Raw genomic sequence first — 16,947 nt, forward strand, 5'->3', positions numbered from 1 at the left:
CGCGAGGCCTCTGGGCCAGCAAGATCAGCTATTTCAATGGTTTGGCTATAATTATAATATGGTGCGCTCGGAGGGACTCGAACCCCCACCCTGTTACGGACTGCCACCTCAAGGCAGCGCGTCTACCAATTCCGCCACGAGCGCTAGAAGATCGGCCCGGATTCGCACCCGGCGCGGATCAACGGCGCCCGTGTAACAAATCGAGATTAGGGGGACAAGGCCTAGGCCGATGGTTCGGCAAGGCTTTTCCCGATTATCTGTTATCGGGCGTCCGGGGCAACATCTGCTTGACTTCAACCGCGATGCGATTGCGGTTGACGACCACCACACCGCTGGCGATGGGCAGGTTGTTGGCGAGCACCTTGACCTCGTCCTGCTCGGTCGCGTCGAGTTCGATGATCGCGCCGCGGCTGAGCCGCATCACCTGATGGACGGGCATCGACGTGGTCCCCAGAACCACCATCAGATCCACCGAGACGTTATCGAGAGTTGCCACTTTGATTTGACACCCACACATGAATGATGGACGCAGATCAGCACGATTATGGTTACCCAATGGTTAATATGCTCCAGGAGCGCCGCGAAGACCTTGCTTTGACGTCGTTTTTCCCCCGCTCCGGCCCGCCCGCCGAGTGGCGGGTGGCGGATTCGCCGGTGGCCTATCAGGACGCTGTAGAGACCATGGAAAAGCGCGCTGCGGACATCGCCACCGGGAACGCGCCTGAGCTGGTCTGGCTGCTCGAACACCCCCCGCTCTACACATCCGGTACCAGCGCCAAGGCCGCGGACCTGCTCGATGCGCGATTTCCCGTGTTTGCAACGGGGCGCGGCGGGCAGTTCACCTACCATGGCCCCGGCCAGCGGGTGGTCTATCTGATGCTCGATCTGAAGCGCCGCCGTCCCGACGTTCGCGCCTATGTCGCCAGCCTCGAGCAATTCACGATTCGCACCCTCGCCGCCTTCAACGTGCGCGGCGAGCGGCGCGAGGACCGTGTCGGCGTCTGGGTGGCGCGGCCCGAGAAAGGCCCCGCTTATGAGGACAAGATCGGCGCGATCGGCGTGCGCCTGAAGCGTTGGGTCTCATTGCATGGCATCTCGATCAACGTTGAGCCGGATCTCGCGCACTTTTCGGGCATCGTCCCCTGCGGCGTCGAAGACCCCCGCTACGGCGTCACCAGCCTGGTCGATCTCGGCCTGCCGGTGACCATGGCCGATGTGGACGTGGCCCTGAAGCAGGCCTTCAGGGACGTCTTTGGCGCCTGAGGCAAACCGGGACAGCCTTGCCAAAAGCCGCCCTTCCGTGGCGTAATCGGGCCAGTCTTGGAATTTAAGCAAGGAATACGGTCAGAACAGCCTTCGCCTGCAGACACTTCTCATTCGTGCGCCAGCGCTCCCAGGAGCAAAGGTCAACGCCATGCATGTGGATGTGATCAAAAGCCGGGACATGTTGCTCCGCGTTCGGAGCAATTGGGAGGCTGTGTATCAGGCGGACCCCGAAGCGCAGCTCTACATGTCCTGGACATGGATTGCGGGGTGGTTTGAAAAGCTCGGCTGCCAGTGGATCGTCCTGGCCGCGAAAGCGGACGCCAATTCATCCGACTATGTCGGGTTCTTCCCGCTGCAACTGCGGACTGAACAACGGCGGGACGGCACGTTCCACAACGAACTGCGCACCGGCGGCGGCTATTTCGCCGGCTATACCGGCTTCATCTGCGATCCCAAGCTCGATCGGAGCATCATCCCCGCTTTCGCGGATCATACCAAGCGGCTGAACTGGGCAAGACTCCACCTGGAGAACATCTTCGCCTCGCCGGAACGGCTTGCCCTCTTCCTGAACGAATTTCCGTCATCCGACTTCGTCACGGAAAAGATCCAGCGCCCGGATGATGGCGACGGCATCGATCACGACATCTATGTCTATGTGAACCTGCCCGATAGCTGGGACGCTTTCCTGTACGAGCGGCTCGATACGAAAGCGCGGCGAAATGCACGCGCCGCATTGAGACAGGCTGAGGACGGCGAATACAAAATCACCACCCCCACCGCGGAGACGATCGAAGACGACATCGAGGCCCTTCTGAAGTTCTGGGAACTGCAATGGGCCGCCAAGCTCGCCGCGCGATACAATCCGCGGCTGCCCTACGGCATGATGAACAACTTCCGCAACATGCTGCGGTGCTGCTTCGCTGACAATGCGCTGTACCTGCCAATTCTCTGGCAGGGAGAAAACCGGATCGGCATTCAGGCGAGCCTTATCGACTGGAAAAACCGCTCGCTGATCAGCCTGCTGAATGGACGCGATCTGAACGTGAAGCGCCCGCCTCCCGGTTTCGTTCTTCATCTGCAATGCGTCCGCTGGGGGATTGAAAACGGCTTCGCGGTCTACGATCTCCAGACCGGCGACTTCCCCTACAAGTACGACTTCGGCGGCATCGAGCGCCGGGTCGAATGCCTGCGCGTGAGCACGCGTGACCAGCGCAACCTTCGCGGCACACTCGAGCCTCTGACCTTACCGGTGGTTTTCGATCGCGCGTTGCGAATGAAAAAGGAAGGCAGCCTCGAGGGAGCAGCGCAGGCCTGCCGTCAGATTTTGGATGCCGACCCACGTCATGCCGACGCGGCGCAATTGCTGAAGAGCCTTGACGCCGAGCGGCGGCGCGCGGTGCCGGCCAATCTCGCCACGGCCAAGGGCTTCCATCAGCGCGGGCAGATTGCGGAAGCGGAAAGAGCCTATCGGGCGATCCTGGAAGCCGAGCCGAAACACGCCGATGCGATGTATCTCCTCGGCGTCGCCCTCCTCCAGCAGCACAAATACGAAGCTGCTGAACAGCAGCTCCGGCAAGCGATCGGCTTGCAGCCGGCCGTTGCAATACTTCACTACAACCGCGGTATCGCTCTTCAGCAGCTCGGGCGGCATCAGGAAGCGCTTTCAAGCTTCGATTCAGCCCTCGCGCTCAAGCCCGACTACAGTCTGGCCCTTGCCCAGCGGAACAGCATCTTAAAGACCGCTCCGCACATCGGCCTCGATCAAAGCCTCTGAAGCAGAGGGAGGCCTTCGAGGATTTTGCATCCCGAAGGCGCTCTCAGACCTGCGCAAATCAGGCCGCGGCACTGCGGGGCGCCGCCGCAAGCTTGCCTGCGATGTAACGGCGTTCCTGCGTCAGGCCGCCGAACCCATAGGCATCCGCACGCGCATCATGGACATAGATGTAGCTCTCGTTGTGCAGCGGTCCGAGCAGTTCATCCATTCGCTTGAACGTAGCGGCAATGAAATCCGCCTTCTCGTCCTTGCTGTTGGTCCCGTCGGAAATGTGAATATCGACCCACACGCTGGCGAGCTTCTGATCGGCCAGCGATCGACCGCCGGCGAACCAGTCGGCGGCATCGACGGATTGCACGATCACCGCGGTGACGTTGGGGTCCTTGTGCAGAATGTCCGCCGACAGCTTGGTGACGGCGGCCACGATGTCGGCCTTGGGTGTGTGACGTTGCGAGGTGTACTGGACTGTAATGAGGGGCATGGACGTATCTCCCTGGTCTTGCGCAATCAGCGCGTGACTGGAAGCTAGACCTTCCCGCATGATATTGATATCTTATCGTTATGTATTTCAATCATAACGGTATGTGATGATAAAATGACCACGCTGGATATTCCGACCGTTCAGGCCTTCCTGCTGGTGGCCGAACTTCAAAGCTTCACCCGCGCCGCCGAGGCCCTCGGCACGACGCAGGCGGCGGTCAGCATGAAACTCCAGCGCCTCGAAGCCACGCTCGGAAAGCGGCTGGTCGAGCGCTCTCCCCGCGCCGTCAGTTTGACTGCCGACGGCGCGGCCTTTCAGGACAATGCGCGCGCGCTGATCGCTGCCCACGACCGCGCGCTGTCGGGATCGGCTCCGGTGCACCAGCAATTGACGCTCGGTCTCAGCGACCATGCGGCGGGCCCTGAGCTTGTGCCCATTCTGGAAAAGCTGAACGCTGCATCCTCATCGCTGACACTGGCGGTCACCATCGATTTTTCGCGGACGCTGCTCGATGCATTCGACGGCGGCGAACTCGATGCCGTCGTGGTGCGGCAGGAAGGCAGCCGGCGCGGCGGGGAAACACTTTGCACCGATGAGTTCGGCTGGTTCGCGTCGCCCGGATTCCACTGGGCCAAGGGCGAGACGCTCCGCGTCGCAGCGCTGGCCGCTCCATGCGGCGTCCGCGCCACCGCAACGCGGGCGCTCGACAAGGCGAATGTGAAATGGAGCGAGGCTTTCATCGGCGGCGGCGTGAGCGCTGTCGTCGCCGCAGCAGCCGCAGGACTGGCGGTCGCACCGCTCGCGAAACGGATCGCACCGGCCGGCATGGTCGATGTCGGCCCGGCGTTCGGATTGCCGCGGCTCAGCCCATCGAAAGTGATGCTTTATTCCCGCGTCAGCGACGCATCGAAACGGGCCGCGCTGCGTATTCTGGCCGCAACATTCCGCAAGGAAGCCGGCACGAAGTAACCTGCGTCAGATCGTCGGCAGAATCGAGAACCGTTCACCCGGCGTGCGCAGGTTCAGCATGTCCTCACCGGCAGGCTCGTTATCGACCGCCGTTACGTGGGCCATGCCTGGCCCATGCCGGCATTTTTCGATCAGCGCCGCCACATCGGATTCGGAGCCGGAAAGCACCGCTTCCACCGTGCCGTCCTTGCGGTTGCGCGCCCATCCCGCGAGCCCTCGCGCCACGGCCTCGCCCTCGATCCAGGCGCGGTATCCAACGCCCTGCACCTTCCCTCGAACGATGATGTGACGAATGACACCGCTCATCGCTTCGGCCTCGCGTTTATTTCTTCAGTCCGAGGAAATCGTCGTTGCGAATTTTCACCTCGGCGCTGCGCATTACGCGGTTGGTGAGTTCCGCTGACGGCAGTCCCTTCAAATCCTTCGGAGCAACGCCATCGCGCAGCGCTTTCTGAGTCTCGTAAACAGCCTGCGTGGCCGCCGCGATCGGCTGGTGGCCCTGATTGGCGACACGCACGCGCTGGCTGGCAAGGAACGCCGTATCGGCGAGTTCGCCATCGGCGCTTCCCATGATGATCGGCAGCTTGGTCGCAGCCGCGATGGCCTGAAGTTCGGCGCGGGTTTTCAGACCGGTGAAAAACAGCGCATCGACGCCAGCGGTCTCATAGGCTCTCGCACGCGCCACCGTGTCGTCGATGCTGGTGATCGACGCGGCGCCGGTGCGGCCGACAATCACCAGCGACAGATCGGAGCGCCCGTCGAGCGCCGCCTTCATCTTGCCGACACCTTCCTCGATCGAGATCACCTGCGGCCTGGCCTGCCCATAAGCCTGCGGCAGCAAAGTATCTTCGATGGTCAATCCGGCGGCGCCAGCTGCTTCAAGCTCCTGCACGGTGCGGCGGACGTTGAGCGCGTTGCCATAGCCATGATCGGCATCGACCAGCACGGGGATTTTCCCTGCGCGGCAAATGCGCCGCACCTGCTCGGCAAGCTCCGACAGCGTAATCAGCAGCAGATCAGGATCGCCGAGGATGGTCAGCGACGCAGCGGAGCCGCCGAGCAGTCCAAGCTCGAACCCGACGTCCTCGGCAATGCGCGCCGAGATCGGATCGTAGACCGAACCGGGACGTATGACCTCGCGGCCCGACAGGATGGCACGGAATGCTTCGCGCTTCTCCTGCGGGACCATTTCACCCTCACGCAAATTCGAGGATCAGCGCATCGACGGCGAGTGTTGCCCCGGGTGTGGCGGCGATCTTCTTCACAACGCCGTCGCGTTCAGCACGCAACACGTTTTGCATCTTCATCGCCTCGATGACAGCAAGGGTTTCGCCCGCCTTGACGTCCTGACCTTCGGTCACGGCGATCGAGATCACGAGCCCCGGCATCGGACAAAGCACCTTCTTGCCAGCATCTGCGGCCGAACTGATCGGCATCAGGCGCGCCGCCGTAGCCTCCGTTTCGGTGAAGACCTGCACGGGCACTTCATAGCCCTGATAGGCCAGCCGGAAGCCGTTCGGCATCGGCCTCACCTGCACGGCGAGCGGATGCCCTGCGATGCTGCCCTGCCAGACCGGATCGCCGGGCTTCCAGTTCGAGAGCAGCGTGACGGGCTGACCGAGCGCGCCATCGGCGCCGACAAGACGCACGACAATCCCGTCGCCGTCTCGCGCGACTTCGAGTGGCACTTCGTTCCGGTCGAGCCACACCGCGCGGCGGCGTTCACGCGACACCGCGCGGCCGTTCAACTGGCCGGAAATCTGGCGCTTGCGCTCGCCCAGAATGTGATCGACAGCCGCGGCAACGGCCGCGATCCGGTTTGCGGTTTCGCCTTCCGGCGTGCGCGGTCCGAAGCCTTTCGGAAACTCTTCAGAGATGAACCCCGTCGACAGATTGCCCTCACGCCAGCGCGGATGGTTCATCAGCGCCGACAGGAACGGAATGTTGTGACGGATACCGTCGATATAAAACGAATCCAGCGCCTGCGACTGCGCCTCGATGGCGGCGGCCCGCGATGACGCATGGGTCACCAGCTTGGCGATCATCGGATCGTAGTAGATCGAAATTTCGCCGCCTTCCTGCACGCCGGTGTCGTTGCGCACGGTGATATCGTCCACCTTGCTCTCCGCAGGCGGACGATATTTCACGAGGCGTCCGATCGAAGGCAGGAAATTCCGGAATGGATCCTCGGCGTAGACGCGCGACTCGACAGCCCAGCCGGTCAGCGTCACGTCCTTCTGGGTCAGCGCGAGTTTCTCGCCGGCGGCGCTGCGGATCATCTGCTCCACGAGGTCGACGCCGGTGATCAGTTCGGTCACCGGGTGTTCGACCTGAAGGCGGGTGTTCATCTCGAGGAAGTAGAAGCTCTTGTCCTGGCCCGCCACGAATTCCACCGTGCCGGCGGAATCGTAATTCACGGCCTTGGCCAGCGCGACGGCCTGCTCGCCCATCTTGCGGCGGGTGGCCTCGTCGAGCAGCGGCGACGGCGCCTCTTCGATCACCTTCTGGTTGCGGCGCTGGATCGAGCACTCGCGCTCGCCGAGATAGATCACATTGCCATGCTTGTCGCCCAGCACCTGAATTTCGATGTGGCGTGGATCGACAATGAACTTTTCGACGAAAACACGGTCGTCGCCGAACGACGCTTTCGCCTCGGCCTTGGCGAGGTTGAAGCCTTCCTCGACCTCGGATTTCGAATGCGCGATGCGCATGCCCTTGCCGCCGCCGCCGGCCGACGCCTTGATCATGACCGGATAACCGATCTCGTCGGCGATCTTGGCGGCATGCGCCGCGTCCTCGATCACACCGAGATAGCCCGGCACGGTGGACACCTTGGCCTTGGCTGCGGCCTTCTTCGATTCAATCTTGTCGCCCATCGCGGCGATCGCGCCCGGATTAGGACCGATAAAAACGACCCCCGCTGCCGCCAGCGCCCGCGGGAAAGCCTCACGTTCGGACAGGAACCCATAGCCAGGGTGCACCGCCTCTGCTCCGGTCTGGCGGCAGGCCTCGACAATCTTCTCCATGACGAGGTAGCTCTCGGCTGCCTGCGGCGGGCCGATGAAGAGGGCCTCGTCCGCCATCTCGACATGGAGTGCGTCGCGGTCGGCTTCCGAATAGACGGCAACCGTCTTAATGCCCATACGGCGTGCCGTTTTGATGACCCGGCAGGCGATTTCGCCGCGATTGGCGATCAGTATCTTCTTGAACATGAGCTGATTTGGACCTTAAGGGCGGAATTCGGCTGGAAGAGCTTTCAACCGCAAATTTGCATGCACGGCGGGTTGTAACAATTCTGTCGCGAGGCGTAACTACACCAAGTTACCACTCAGCACACCTGCATTGACCGCATACCCATCCGAAAAAGAGTCTCCCATGCGCCGCACCATTTCTTTCATTTCCTTTGGTTTTTTGGCGTTGTCGTCGGCTGTCGCTTTCGCCCAAAACAGCCAGCCCCGCAACCTGATTCTATTCGTGCCAGATGGGCTCCGCGCGCTCAAGGTCACCCCCGAACTGGCGCCCGCGATGGCTGCCGTGCGCGATAAGGGCGTGAATTTCAAGAACCCCCACTCCCTCTTCCCCACCTTCACGATGGCCAACGCGTCCGGGATGTCGACCGGGCACTATCTCGGTGACACAGGCACCTTCAGCAACTCGATCTATACCGGCCATCCGGTGCAGTCGGTTCCGAGCCAGTTGGGCACGGTCGTGCCGTTCATCGAGCACGACCAGATTTTGGGTGAGGTCGATAAGGACTTCAACGGCGACTACCTTAACGAGGAAACCCTGCTGAAAGCCGCGCGCGACGCCGGGTTCAGCACGGCCGCCATCGGCAAGGTTGGCCCGACATTCCTGTTCGACCACACCGAGCGGACCGGCACCAAGACCATCACCGTCGACGATCAGACCGGCGCCGTCGAAAAGGACGGCAAGCTGATCGGCATTCCGCTCTCCGATGAAATGAAGGCGGCCCTGACCGCCGCCAACCTCCCTCTCGCGACGCCCGGCCGCGGCGACAACGGCAAGGCCGGTGACGCCAAGACCCCCGGCACGACGGTCGCCAACATCAAGCAGCAGGTATATCTCGCCGACGTCGCCAGCAAGGTCGTGCTGCCGATGTTCAAGGCGCGCAACAAGCCGTTCGTGCTGGTGTTCTGGTCGCGCGATCCTGATGGCACCCAGCACAACCAGGGAGACAGCCTCAACAGCGTGACGCCGGGCATCAACGGCCCGTCTTCGCTCGCGGCCATCAAGAATGCCGACAACAATCTCGCTCAATTGCGGAAAGCTCTCGACGACCTCGGCCTCTCCGCCACCACCAACATCATCGTCTCGGCGGATCACGGCTTCTCGACAATCTCGAAGGAAAGCAAGACCAGTCCGACGGTGAAGAACAGCTATCCCGACACGCCGGAAGGTTTTCTGCCGCTCGGTTTTCTTGCCCTCGATCTGGCGAAGGCATTAGACCTTCCGCTGTTCGATCCTAACGACGGAGACAAGCAGGTTGGCGCCAATGCGTATCCGAAAGCCGGCAACGCCCTGCTCGGGAAGGACCCGAGCAAGCCGGATCTGGTCGTTGCGACCAATGGCGGCTCCGACCTGATCTACCTGCCGAAGGGCGACAAGAAACTTGCGGACCGCACCGTGAAGGCGCTGCTTGAACAGGATTACGTCAGCGGCATTTTCGTCGAGGATAAGCTCGGGAAACTTCCCGGCACGTTGCCGCTCTCGACCCTCAGCCTGAGAGGCAAGGCCGTGACACCCCACCCGGCCATCGTCGTGAACTTCCGCTCCTATTCCACGGGGTGCGACGAACCGACGCTGTGCTCGGTCGAAATCGCGGACACCGTTCTGCGTCAGGGCCAGGGCATGCACGGCAGTTTCAGCCGCGGCGACACCATGAATTTCATGGCGGCGATCGGTCCTGACTTCAAAGCCGGCTTTGCCAGTGAACTACCCGTGAGCAATGCCGACGTCGGCATCACAGCGGCGCATCTTCTCGGTCTCAACCGCAAGCCCAAGGGCACGCTGATGGGCCGTGTGATGACGGAAGCGATGCCGAACGGCCTCATCCCGAAGTCGTTCGCCACCACCATCACCGGCAAGCCAGCCGCCAATGGCCTGCGAACCGTGCTGAAGTTCCAGCGCGTCCAGGAGCAGCGCTACTTCGATGTGGCGGGATTCCCGGGAAAAACTGTCGGCCTTCCCGAACTGGCCAAGACGGCAGGCGCCAAGTAGCGCCTGTCCGTCATTTAGAAGCCGCTCGCCTTACATTCCAAGGTCGAGGAAATTCGGCAGCGTGTGCGCAAGCGGCATGGTCGCCGCGCCGATCAGGCTCGCGACCAGCGCCGCGAGCGCGCGGTTGTTGCGGCGGGTGCCGCGCATCTGGCCGGCGATCCACTCAAGTACTTCGGTGTTGACGCCAACCGCAGTGGTCGGCGCCCAGCTCTCGATCGAGGTCTCGGGTGAGAGCGCAACGGAACGCGGCGGCACCGGCAGACCGGAAGCAGCAGCCGCATGATGCACGATCGCCTTTGTGAACAGGTCGTCGAACCGGCCGTCGTCGCTGCGCTCGGTCGCGGCCTTGTTGATCTCGAAAAGGGTTTCAGCCTCGGCGCGGCTGACGGGCTCGTTGGTGTTTGCCGCGGCGTTGAGAATACGCGCGCACCAGGCTGCATCGTCCGCATCCAGCGCCCGCGAGAAGTGAACGCGGCCTGTGGTCGTCGGCCCCTCCCCGGTGATGACACCGTCGCGCACGAAAGCGAGCGCGTAGGCAGACACATCGCGGTCGGCAACGGAGCCGGTTTCGATTTTCCGGATCAGGTCGGAAAGCGGAGCGTTGGAGATGATCGAGGCGGACGTCATGTTACTATTCTCTTTTTGTGTCCCGCAGCATTTTCATGCGGATGTAAACGAAGCGTTAATGAAGCGATTTGGAGCGCGCTTCTTTCCCTTATGGTTGCGGATTGGTCGCACTGACCGTCCGCATGGTTCATGCAATGCCAACCGGAACCGGCGGCGTTGCGGCGCATCAAAGTCAAATTCGGGGCATAGCGAAAAAGTGAGCCCGCGCCGGCCAATTATGAATTTTCATTAATCCGGCTCGCGGCAGAACGGATTTTCAAAGGACTGTCCTTCGCGAGAAAAACCTTGTCCTTTTCGGTATGCAGTTCCGTTTTGGGGCATCTGCCGATATACCAGCGCAGCGAGATTTTCCTCGCAACTCCAAGTACGTGAGGCCAAAAACATGACAATCCAGATTGGCGCGGTGGCGCCCGATTTCGAGGCTGATACCACCGAAGGACGCATCAAATTTCACGACTGGATCGGCGATAGCTGGGCTCTTCTCTTTTCGCATCCGAAGGATTTCACGCCGGTCTGCACGACCGAACTCGGACGGCTGGCGGGACTGAAGCCAGAATTCGACAAGCGCGGCGTCAAACTGCTCGGGCTGAGCGTCGACCCGGTCGACAGGCACGCCAAGTGGAGCGATGACATCAAGGAGACACAGGGGTTTGCGCCGAACTATCCCATGATCGGCGATACCGATCTCGCGGTCGCCAAGCTCTACAACATGCTGCCCGCCAGCACGTCCGGCGATGCCAATAGCCGCACCGCTGCCGACAACGCCACGGTGCGCACGGTGTTCGTCATCGGTCCGGACAAGAAGGTGAAGCTCGTGCTGGTCTATCCGATGACCACCGGGCGCAACTTCGACGAGATCCTGCGCGTGATCGACTCTCTGCAACTCACTGCCAAGCATCGCGTGGCGACGCCGGCGGACTGGAAACAGGGCGAAGACGTTATCATCGCCGGCTCGGTCACCGACGATGAAGCCAAGACGATCTATCCGGGCGGCTGGAAGTCGCCGAAGCCCTATATCCGGATTGTTCCGCAGCCGAAATAATCGCGGCAAGGACGCAAAATTAAAAGGGGACGCATTGCGTCCCCTTTTCTATTTGTCGGTTAGTTGGTCGCCCCTAGGCCGCCCTGACACCGTCGAGGAAGCGCTCAACCTCCGCCTGAAGATGCAAACTCTCGCCGCTCAGCGCCTGCGCCGACTTGAGGATCTCGTCGGACGTCTCGCCGGTCCGGTTTGCGCCACGGGCGACGTCCCCGACATTGGCGGCGACTTCGGTGGTGACGGTTGCGGCGGCTTGAACGCTTTTGGCGATTTCGTGCGTCGCGGCCCCTTGCTGCTCGACCGCGGCGGCAATCGATGTTGCAATGTCGTTGATCTGCTCGATGGTCTGCCCGATGGCCTTGATCGCGGCGACAGATTCACGCGTCGCAGACTGCATGTTGACGATGTGGCTGCTAATCTCGTCGGTCGCCTTCGCCGTCTGGCCGGCCAGGTTTTTGACTTCCTGCGCCACCACCGCGAAGCCACGTCCAGCCTCGCCTGCCCGCGCTGCCTCGATGGTCGCGTTGAGCGCCAGAAGGTTGGTCTGCTCCGCAATCGATGTGATCAGTTTCACGACGTCACCGATCCGATCTCCTGCCATCGACAGATCGGCCATCCGTGCGTCGGTGGCGACCGCCTGTTGAACGGCATCAGCAGCGATCCCGTTGGATTCCTGAACCCGGCGGCTGATCTCGGCGATCGAGCTTGTCAGTTCTTCGGACGCCGCAGCCGCGTTGCGCACGTGCTCCGACGCCTGCGCCGATGCATCGGCGGACGCCTTCGACAGATGCGCCGTGCTGCGCGCGGTTTCGGTCAGATTTCTTGCCGCACTCTCGAACTCGCCGGACGAATGCAGGACCTTGTCGATAATTCCGCCGACGTTGGACTGGAATTCATCCACGAAGCTTTGCAATTCCGCCTTGCGCCGCTGCACTGATTCCGCCTCGGCGGTCTTGCGCTCCGCCTCGAGCCGGCGGCGCTCGAGAGAATTGTTCTTGAACACGCCAATGGTCCGGGCGATGGCGCCGATTTCATCATACCTGTCGACATGATTGATGGTCACGTCGGGTTTGCCTTCCGCAAGCGATGTCAGCGTATCCGTGACGGAGCGGAGTGGCCGGGTCACGCTGCGTACGATCAGCATCGTCAAACCGAGAACCAGCAACGCCCCGACCACCGCTGCAATCGTCATCATCTGCATGGCATGGACAAGCATCGCGTCGAGCGGGGCCGTCGGAATCCCGACATAGAGAATTCCGATGATCTTTCCCGCAGCATCGAACACCGGCTGATACGCGGTCATGAAGCTTTTGCCGAACAGCACAGCCGGGCCTTTGTAGGCCTGCCCGCTTCGGAGGACCGCCTGCGCGGGATGATCCGGCGCAAGCTGGGTCCCGACAGCGCGGTCGCCGTTCTCCTTCTTGACGTTGGTGGTCTTGCGGACGAACTGCCCGGTCGCGTCGTCATACACGAAGAGTGTGGCGTTCCCGCCGACGTAGGACGTCGCGCGATCAACCGTCGTGTGATCCTTGAACTCCGGCATCGCAGGAATTTCAGCACGGCTGACGATGCCGTCCTTGATCGTGACCTTGGCATCCCCGTAAGTTTCGGCGAAGGCCAGAGCCAGCGTGCGAAGGCTGGTTTCGATGTCGGATTTTGCCCTTGTCTCGAACTCCGTGCTCAGCGACCAGTAGGCTGCTCCGACAACCATCGAGGTGGTCGCGGCGATCAGTACCGCCGCACAGATCGTGGCCTTGGTCCCGAGTTTAAACTTCAGGAAACCAAGGGAATTCTTCCCCAAGCCGAGTGCCATCGTGTCGTCCCCAAAAATGCATTCCGATGAAAAATCGATGAATTTTGACAGTTTATGTTTACCGCCTCATTAACAGTTCGCCAGGTGGCCAAGCGCTGCCGCTAACGTCAGGATTGCCAGCGCAATGACAGGTTCTTCAGCTTCCCCCTTGATCGTCTGGTTTCGGGACGATCTGCGGCTTTCCGATCATCCAGCCCTGCATGATGCCGCCCAAAGCGGCGCACCGCTCGTCTGCCTTTACGTTCTGGACGAAGAAGGCAGCCCTCAGCACGGACGTCCGATCGGCAGCGCATCGCGCTGGTGGCTCGCCCAGTCGCTCCGGAGTTTGCAGGGGAGCCTTACTGCACGAGGCCAATCGCTGACCCTCCGCAGGGGCCGTCCCGCGCGGGTGATCGCAGATCTTGCGCAAGAGATCCGCGCTTCTGCGGTCCATTGGAACGAGAGCGACATCCCGGGTGAGGCGGCCACTGAGCGCGAGGTGACGACCGCCCTTGACCGCATCGGCGTCGCATCGCGCAGCTTTCCCAGCGACCTGCTGGTGAGACCCGAAAAGCTGCGCAACAAGGAAGGCCGCGGCCTGCGCGTGTTCACACCATTCTGGAAACGCGTCCTGAGCCTCGGCGACCCACCCCAACCCCTGCCCGCGCCAAAGGCGCTGACAGCCGGCCCGAAGATCGCCACCGACGACCTGGCTTCCTGGAACCTGGAGCCGACGCGGCCCGACTGGGCGTCGGGGTTGCGCGAGACATGGACGCCGGGCGAAGCCGCAGCACAGAAACGGCTGAAGGATTTCCTCGACAACGACATCGCAAGCTACGCATCGTTGCGCGACCGCCCCGATCGCGATGCTACGTCGCGGCTATCGCCGCATCTGCGCTTCGGCGAAATCAGCCCGCGTCAGGTCTGGCATTCCGCCAGTTTCGCTGCGGCCGGAAAACCCGCAATATCCAGCAGTGTCGCGAAATTTCTGAGCGAACTCGGCTGGCGCGAATTCTCGCGTCATCTCTTGTTCGATCACCCCCAACTTGCCGAACGGAATCTTCAATCGTCGTTCGATGCATTCCCCTGGCACAGCGATCCTAAAGCATTACGTGCCTGGCAGCGCGGCCAGACCGGCTATCCCATCGTCGACGCCGGGATGCGGGAACTCTGGCACACCGGCATCATGCACAACCGGGTACGGATGGTGGTCGCATCGTTTCTGGTGAAGCACTTGCTGATCGACTGGCGCGACGGCGAAAAGTGGTTCTGGGATACGCTGGTCGATGCCGACCCCGGAAGCAACCCGGCGAGCTGGCAGTGGGTGGCGGGCTCGGGCGCGGATGCGGCGCCCTATTTCCGCGTCTTCAATCCGATCCTGCAGGGCGAGAAGTTCGATCCCGACGGCGCGTATGTCTCGAAGTGGGTGCCCGAGCTGGCGCGCCTTCCGGCCAAATTGATCCATCAGCCATGGGAAGCCACGCCGATGGAGTTGGCCGCAGCCGGCGTGACGCTTGGAAAAACCTATCCGGAGCCAATCGTCGATCACAAGACAGCACGTGCGCGGGCGCTCGCTGCGTATGCAAAGACGCGCGACTAGCTGCCGGGAGAGATGTCGGCCTTCGCCGGGCGATTCACCAGCAGCACGGCCGTGGCGCAGATCACCATGCCCGCGATAGAGATCAAATCAAGCCGCTCGTCGAACAGCACATAAGCCATAATCGCGGTCACACCGGGCACCAGATAGAAGAGACTAGCCACCCGTGTCGCGGCCGAGTGACGGATCAGCCAGTAAAGCAGGCCGATTGATCCGATCGAGAGCACGATAACCAGCCACGCGAGACCGAGCACGAACTCGCGGTTCCAGACGATAACGCGCGTTTCGAACAACCATGCGCCGAGTGCGAACAACAACCCCGCCGCGATAAACTGAATGAAATTTCCGGCGCGCCAGTCGATCTGGCTGCAATAACGCTTCTGATAGAGCGTGCCGAGCGTGATGCTGACAAGCGCGACAGAGGTGCCGAGCCACCCCCAGCCCGCCTCGCCCGACAGCGAACGGCCGTGCAGAACGATCAGCGTTCCGGCGAGGCCCATCAGCAGTCCGGTCCACTGAAGCGGCGAAACGCGCTCGCCGAGCCAGCGGTTCGCGAGTGTGGATGTCAGGATGGGTTGCAGACCCGGAATGAGCGCGGACAGCCCCGCAGGCACGGAATGAAAGATCGCGACTGCTGTCCCGCCAAGATAGAAGCCATGGACGAGAAGCCCTGCAATCGCACTGTGGATGATGCCCGCGCGATCCGGCCATTTGGCCCGCCAGATCACAGCGATCACACCCATCAGCAATGCCACGAGGGCCATGCGCACGGTGAGATAGGTCAGCGGTTCGGCGCCGGCCAGCACGTATTTCGTGCCGACGAATCCGGTGCTCCATAGCAGGACGAAGATTGCAGGCGCGGTCCGCGCGGCAATCGATTCGAGTGTGGGCTGGGGCGACGATTGGCTCATTTGCGCAACTGCTTGCCCGATCCTATGGTGTCGGGCAATCGTCAAATGCGCCGGACGCCCTGCCCGGAAACGCAGACCGAACTCGCTTCAAACATGAGGATCCCATGGATGTTCGCGCCGCCGTTGCCACCGCTGCCGGCAAACCGCTCGAGATCACGACCGTTCAACTCGAAGGCCCACGCGAGGGCGAAGTGATGGTCGAGGTCAAGGCGACAGGCATATGTCATACCGATGAATTCACGCTGTCAGGCGCCGACCCGGAAGGTCTCTTCCCCGCGATTCTCGGCCACGAGGGCGCGGGCATTGTCGTTGACGTCGGTCGCGGCGTCACCAGCGTCAAGAAAGGCGATCATGTCATTCCGCTGTACACGCCGGAATGCCGCCAGTGCCCCTCCTGTCTCTCGCGCAAGACCAATCTGTGCACCGCGATCCGCGCCACGCAAGGACAGGGCCTGATGCCTGACGGCACGTCCCGCTTCTCGCTGGGCGGCAAACCGATCCATCACTACATGGGCACGTCGACCTTCGCGAACTACACGGTGCTGCCGGAAATCGCCGTGGCGAAGATCCGCGAGGACGCGCCATTCGACAAGGTTTGCTACATCGGCTGCGGCGTCACCACCGGCATCGGCGCGGTCATCAACACCGCCAAGGTGGAGCAAGGCGCGAAGGCCATCGTGTTCGGTCTCGGCGGCATCGGGCTGAACGTGCTGCAAGGCCTGCGGCTCGCCGGCGCCGACATGATTATCGGCGTCGACCTCAACAATGACCGGAAGGCTTGGGGCGAGCGCTTCGGCATGACGCATTTCGTCAATCCGACGGAGGTCGGCAAGGACCTCGTGCCCTATCTCGTCAACATGACCAAGACGAAAGAAGACCAGATCGGCGGCGCGGACTATACGTTCGACTGCACAGGCAACGTCACCGTGATGCGCCAGGCGCTCGAGGCGTGCCATCGCGGCTGGGGACAGTCGATCGTCATCGGCGTCGCGCCCTCGGGAGCGGAAATCGCAACGCGTCCGTTCCAGCTTGTGACCGGACGGGTGTGGAAAGGCACGGCCTTCGGCGGCGCCCGCGGCCGCACCGACGTGCCAAAGATCGTCGACTGGTACATGCAGGGGAAAATCCAGATCGATCCGATGATCACGCACGTGATGCCGCTGAACGACATCAACAAGGCGTTCGATCTGATGAAGCGCGGAGAGTCGATCAGGGGCGTCGTGACGTTCTGACGAGAACGCCGATGCTTCAAA

The 16,947-nt window shown here is 62.0% G+C and carries 15 protein-coding genes and 1 tRNA gene; 7 read left to right on the forward strand and 9 right to left on the reverse strand.

Features of this window, described 5'->3' with window-relative positions:
- Positions 1-59: 59 nt before the first annotated feature.
- Both AC1RM7_RS05380 and AC1RM7_RS05385 read right to left on the reverse strand, forming a co-directional pair.
- Positions 60-144: transfer RNA gene (locus tag AC1RM7_RS05380), tRNA-Leu, on the reverse strand.
- A gap of 109 nt (positions 145-253) precedes the next feature.
- Positions 254-517 (reverse strand): FliM/FliN family flagellar motor switch protein, encoded by a 264-nt coding sequence (locus AC1RM7_RS05385; protein ID WP_006020974.1) that lies wholly within the window; start codon positions 515-517, stop codon positions 254-256.
- Between the two features lie 38 nt (positions 518-555).
- Between AC1RM7_RS05385 and lipB the strand changes: the two genes are divergently transcribed.
- A complete protein-coding gene (gene lipB, locus AC1RM7_RS05390) occupies positions 556-1,263 on the forward strand; it encodes a lipoyl(octanoyl) transferase LipB (RefSeq protein WP_024921510.1) in 708 nt (235 codons plus the stop codon).
- A 181-nt stretch (positions 1,264-1,444) separates the two neighbouring features.
- Entirely contained in the window at positions 1,445-3,040 is a 1,596-nt protein-coding gene (locus tag AC1RM7_RS05395) for a GNAT family N-acetyltransferase (RefSeq protein WP_244434522.1), read from the forward strand.
- A 58-nt stretch (positions 3,041-3,098) separates the two neighbouring features.
- Here AC1RM7_RS05395 and AC1RM7_RS05400 read toward each other — a convergent pair whose 3' ends face one another.
- Positions 3,099-3,521, reverse strand: coding sequence for a tautomerase family protein (locus AC1RM7_RS05400; protein ID WP_024921512.1), 423 nt, complete (start codon positions 3,519-3,521; stop codon positions 3,099-3,101).
- 114 nt (positions 3,522-3,635) lie between these two features.
- On the opposite strand from AC1RM7_RS05400, the gene AC1RM7_RS05405 reads away from it, so the two are divergent.
- Positions 3,636-4,490 (forward strand): LysR family transcriptional regulator, encoded by an 855-nt coding sequence (locus AC1RM7_RS05405; RefSeq protein WP_024921513.1) that lies wholly within the window; start codon positions 3,636-3,638, stop codon positions 4,488-4,490.
- Between the two features lie 6 nt (positions 4,491-4,496).
- Here the strand turns inward: AC1RM7_RS05405 and AC1RM7_RS05410 are convergent, their stop codons facing one another.
- Genes AC1RM7_RS05410 through AC1RM7_RS05420 form a run of 3 tightly spaced genes read right to left on the reverse strand, consistent with a single transcriptional unit; the run spans position 4,497 to position 7,702 of the window.
- On the reverse strand, positions 4,497-4,796 hold the full coding sequence (locus AC1RM7_RS05410) for an acylphosphatase (RefSeq protein WP_006020977.1): 300 nt from the start codon (positions 4,794-4,796) through the stop codon (positions 4,497-4,499).
- 16 nt (positions 4,797-4,812) lie between these two features.
- Complete coding sequence (locus tag AC1RM7_RS05415) at positions 4,813-5,679, reverse strand: isocitrate lyase/PEP mutase family protein (protein ID WP_024921514.1); 867 nt, start codon at positions 5,677-5,679, stop codon at positions 4,813-4,815.
- Positions 5,680-5,686: 7 nt separating this feature from the next.
- Positions 5,687-7,702 carry an acetyl-CoA carboxylase biotin carboxylase subunit gene (locus tag AC1RM7_RS05420; protein WP_024921515.1) on the reverse strand — a complete coding sequence of 672 codons (2,016 nt, stop codon included), beginning with the start codon at positions 7,700-7,702 and terminating at the stop codon, positions 5,687-5,689.
- Positions 7,703-7,865: 163 nt separating this feature from the next.
- On the opposite strand from AC1RM7_RS05420, the gene AC1RM7_RS05425 reads away from it, so the two are divergent.
- A complete protein-coding gene (locus AC1RM7_RS05425) occupies positions 7,866-9,728 on the forward strand; it encodes an alkaline phosphatase family protein (RefSeq protein WP_024921516.1) in 1,863 nt (620 codons plus the stop codon).
- 30 nt (positions 9,729-9,758) lie between these two features.
- On the opposite strand, the gene AC1RM7_RS05430 is transcribed toward AC1RM7_RS05425, so the two are convergent.
- Entirely contained in the window at positions 9,759-10,355 is a 597-nt protein-coding gene (locus AC1RM7_RS05430) for a hypothetical protein (RefSeq protein ID WP_006020981.1), read from the reverse strand.
- A gap of 382 nt (positions 10,356-10,737) precedes the next feature.
- Between AC1RM7_RS05430 and AC1RM7_RS05435 the strand changes: the two genes are divergently transcribed.
- Entirely contained in the window at positions 10,738-11,397 is a 660-nt protein-coding gene (locus tag AC1RM7_RS05435; RefSeq protein ID WP_006020982.1) for a peroxiredoxin, read from the forward strand.
- A gap of 73 nt (positions 11,398-11,470) precedes the next feature.
- On the opposite strand, the gene AC1RM7_RS05440 is transcribed toward AC1RM7_RS05435, so the two are convergent.
- A complete protein-coding gene (locus tag AC1RM7_RS05440) occupies positions 11,471-13,207 on the reverse strand; it encodes a methyl-accepting chemotaxis protein (RefSeq protein ID WP_006020983.1) in 1,737 nt (578 codons plus the stop codon).
- Between the two features lie 124 nt (positions 13,208-13,331).
- Between AC1RM7_RS05440 and AC1RM7_RS05445 the strand changes: the two genes are divergently transcribed.
- Positions 13,332-14,786, forward strand: coding sequence for a cryptochrome/photolyase family protein (locus AC1RM7_RS05445; protein ID WP_006020984.1), 1,455 nt, complete (start codon positions 13,332-13,334; stop codon positions 14,784-14,786).
- Here AC1RM7_RS05445 and AC1RM7_RS05450 read toward each other — a convergent pair.
- Positions 14,783-15,694 carry a DMT family transporter gene (locus tag AC1RM7_RS05450; protein WP_024921517.1) on the reverse strand — a complete coding sequence of 304 codons (912 nt, stop codon included), beginning with the start codon at positions 15,692-15,694 and terminating at the stop codon, positions 14,783-14,785. The two genes, AC1RM7_RS05445 and AC1RM7_RS05450, sit on opposite strands and share 4 nt — an antisense overlap.
- 104 nt (positions 15,695-15,798) lie before the next feature.
- On the opposite strand from AC1RM7_RS05450, the gene AC1RM7_RS05455 reads away from it, so the two are divergent.
- Positions 15,799-16,926: an S-(hydroxymethyl)glutathione dehydrogenase/class III alcohol dehydrogenase gene (locus tag AC1RM7_RS05455; protein WP_024921518.1), complete on the forward strand. Its 1,128-nt coding sequence runs from the start codon at positions 15,799-15,801 to the stop codon at positions 16,924-16,926.
- Positions 16,927-16,947: the final 21 nt, after the last annotated feature.

The sequence above is a fragment of the Afipia sp. GW822-FHT03D08 genome (genome assembly GCF_058801645.1).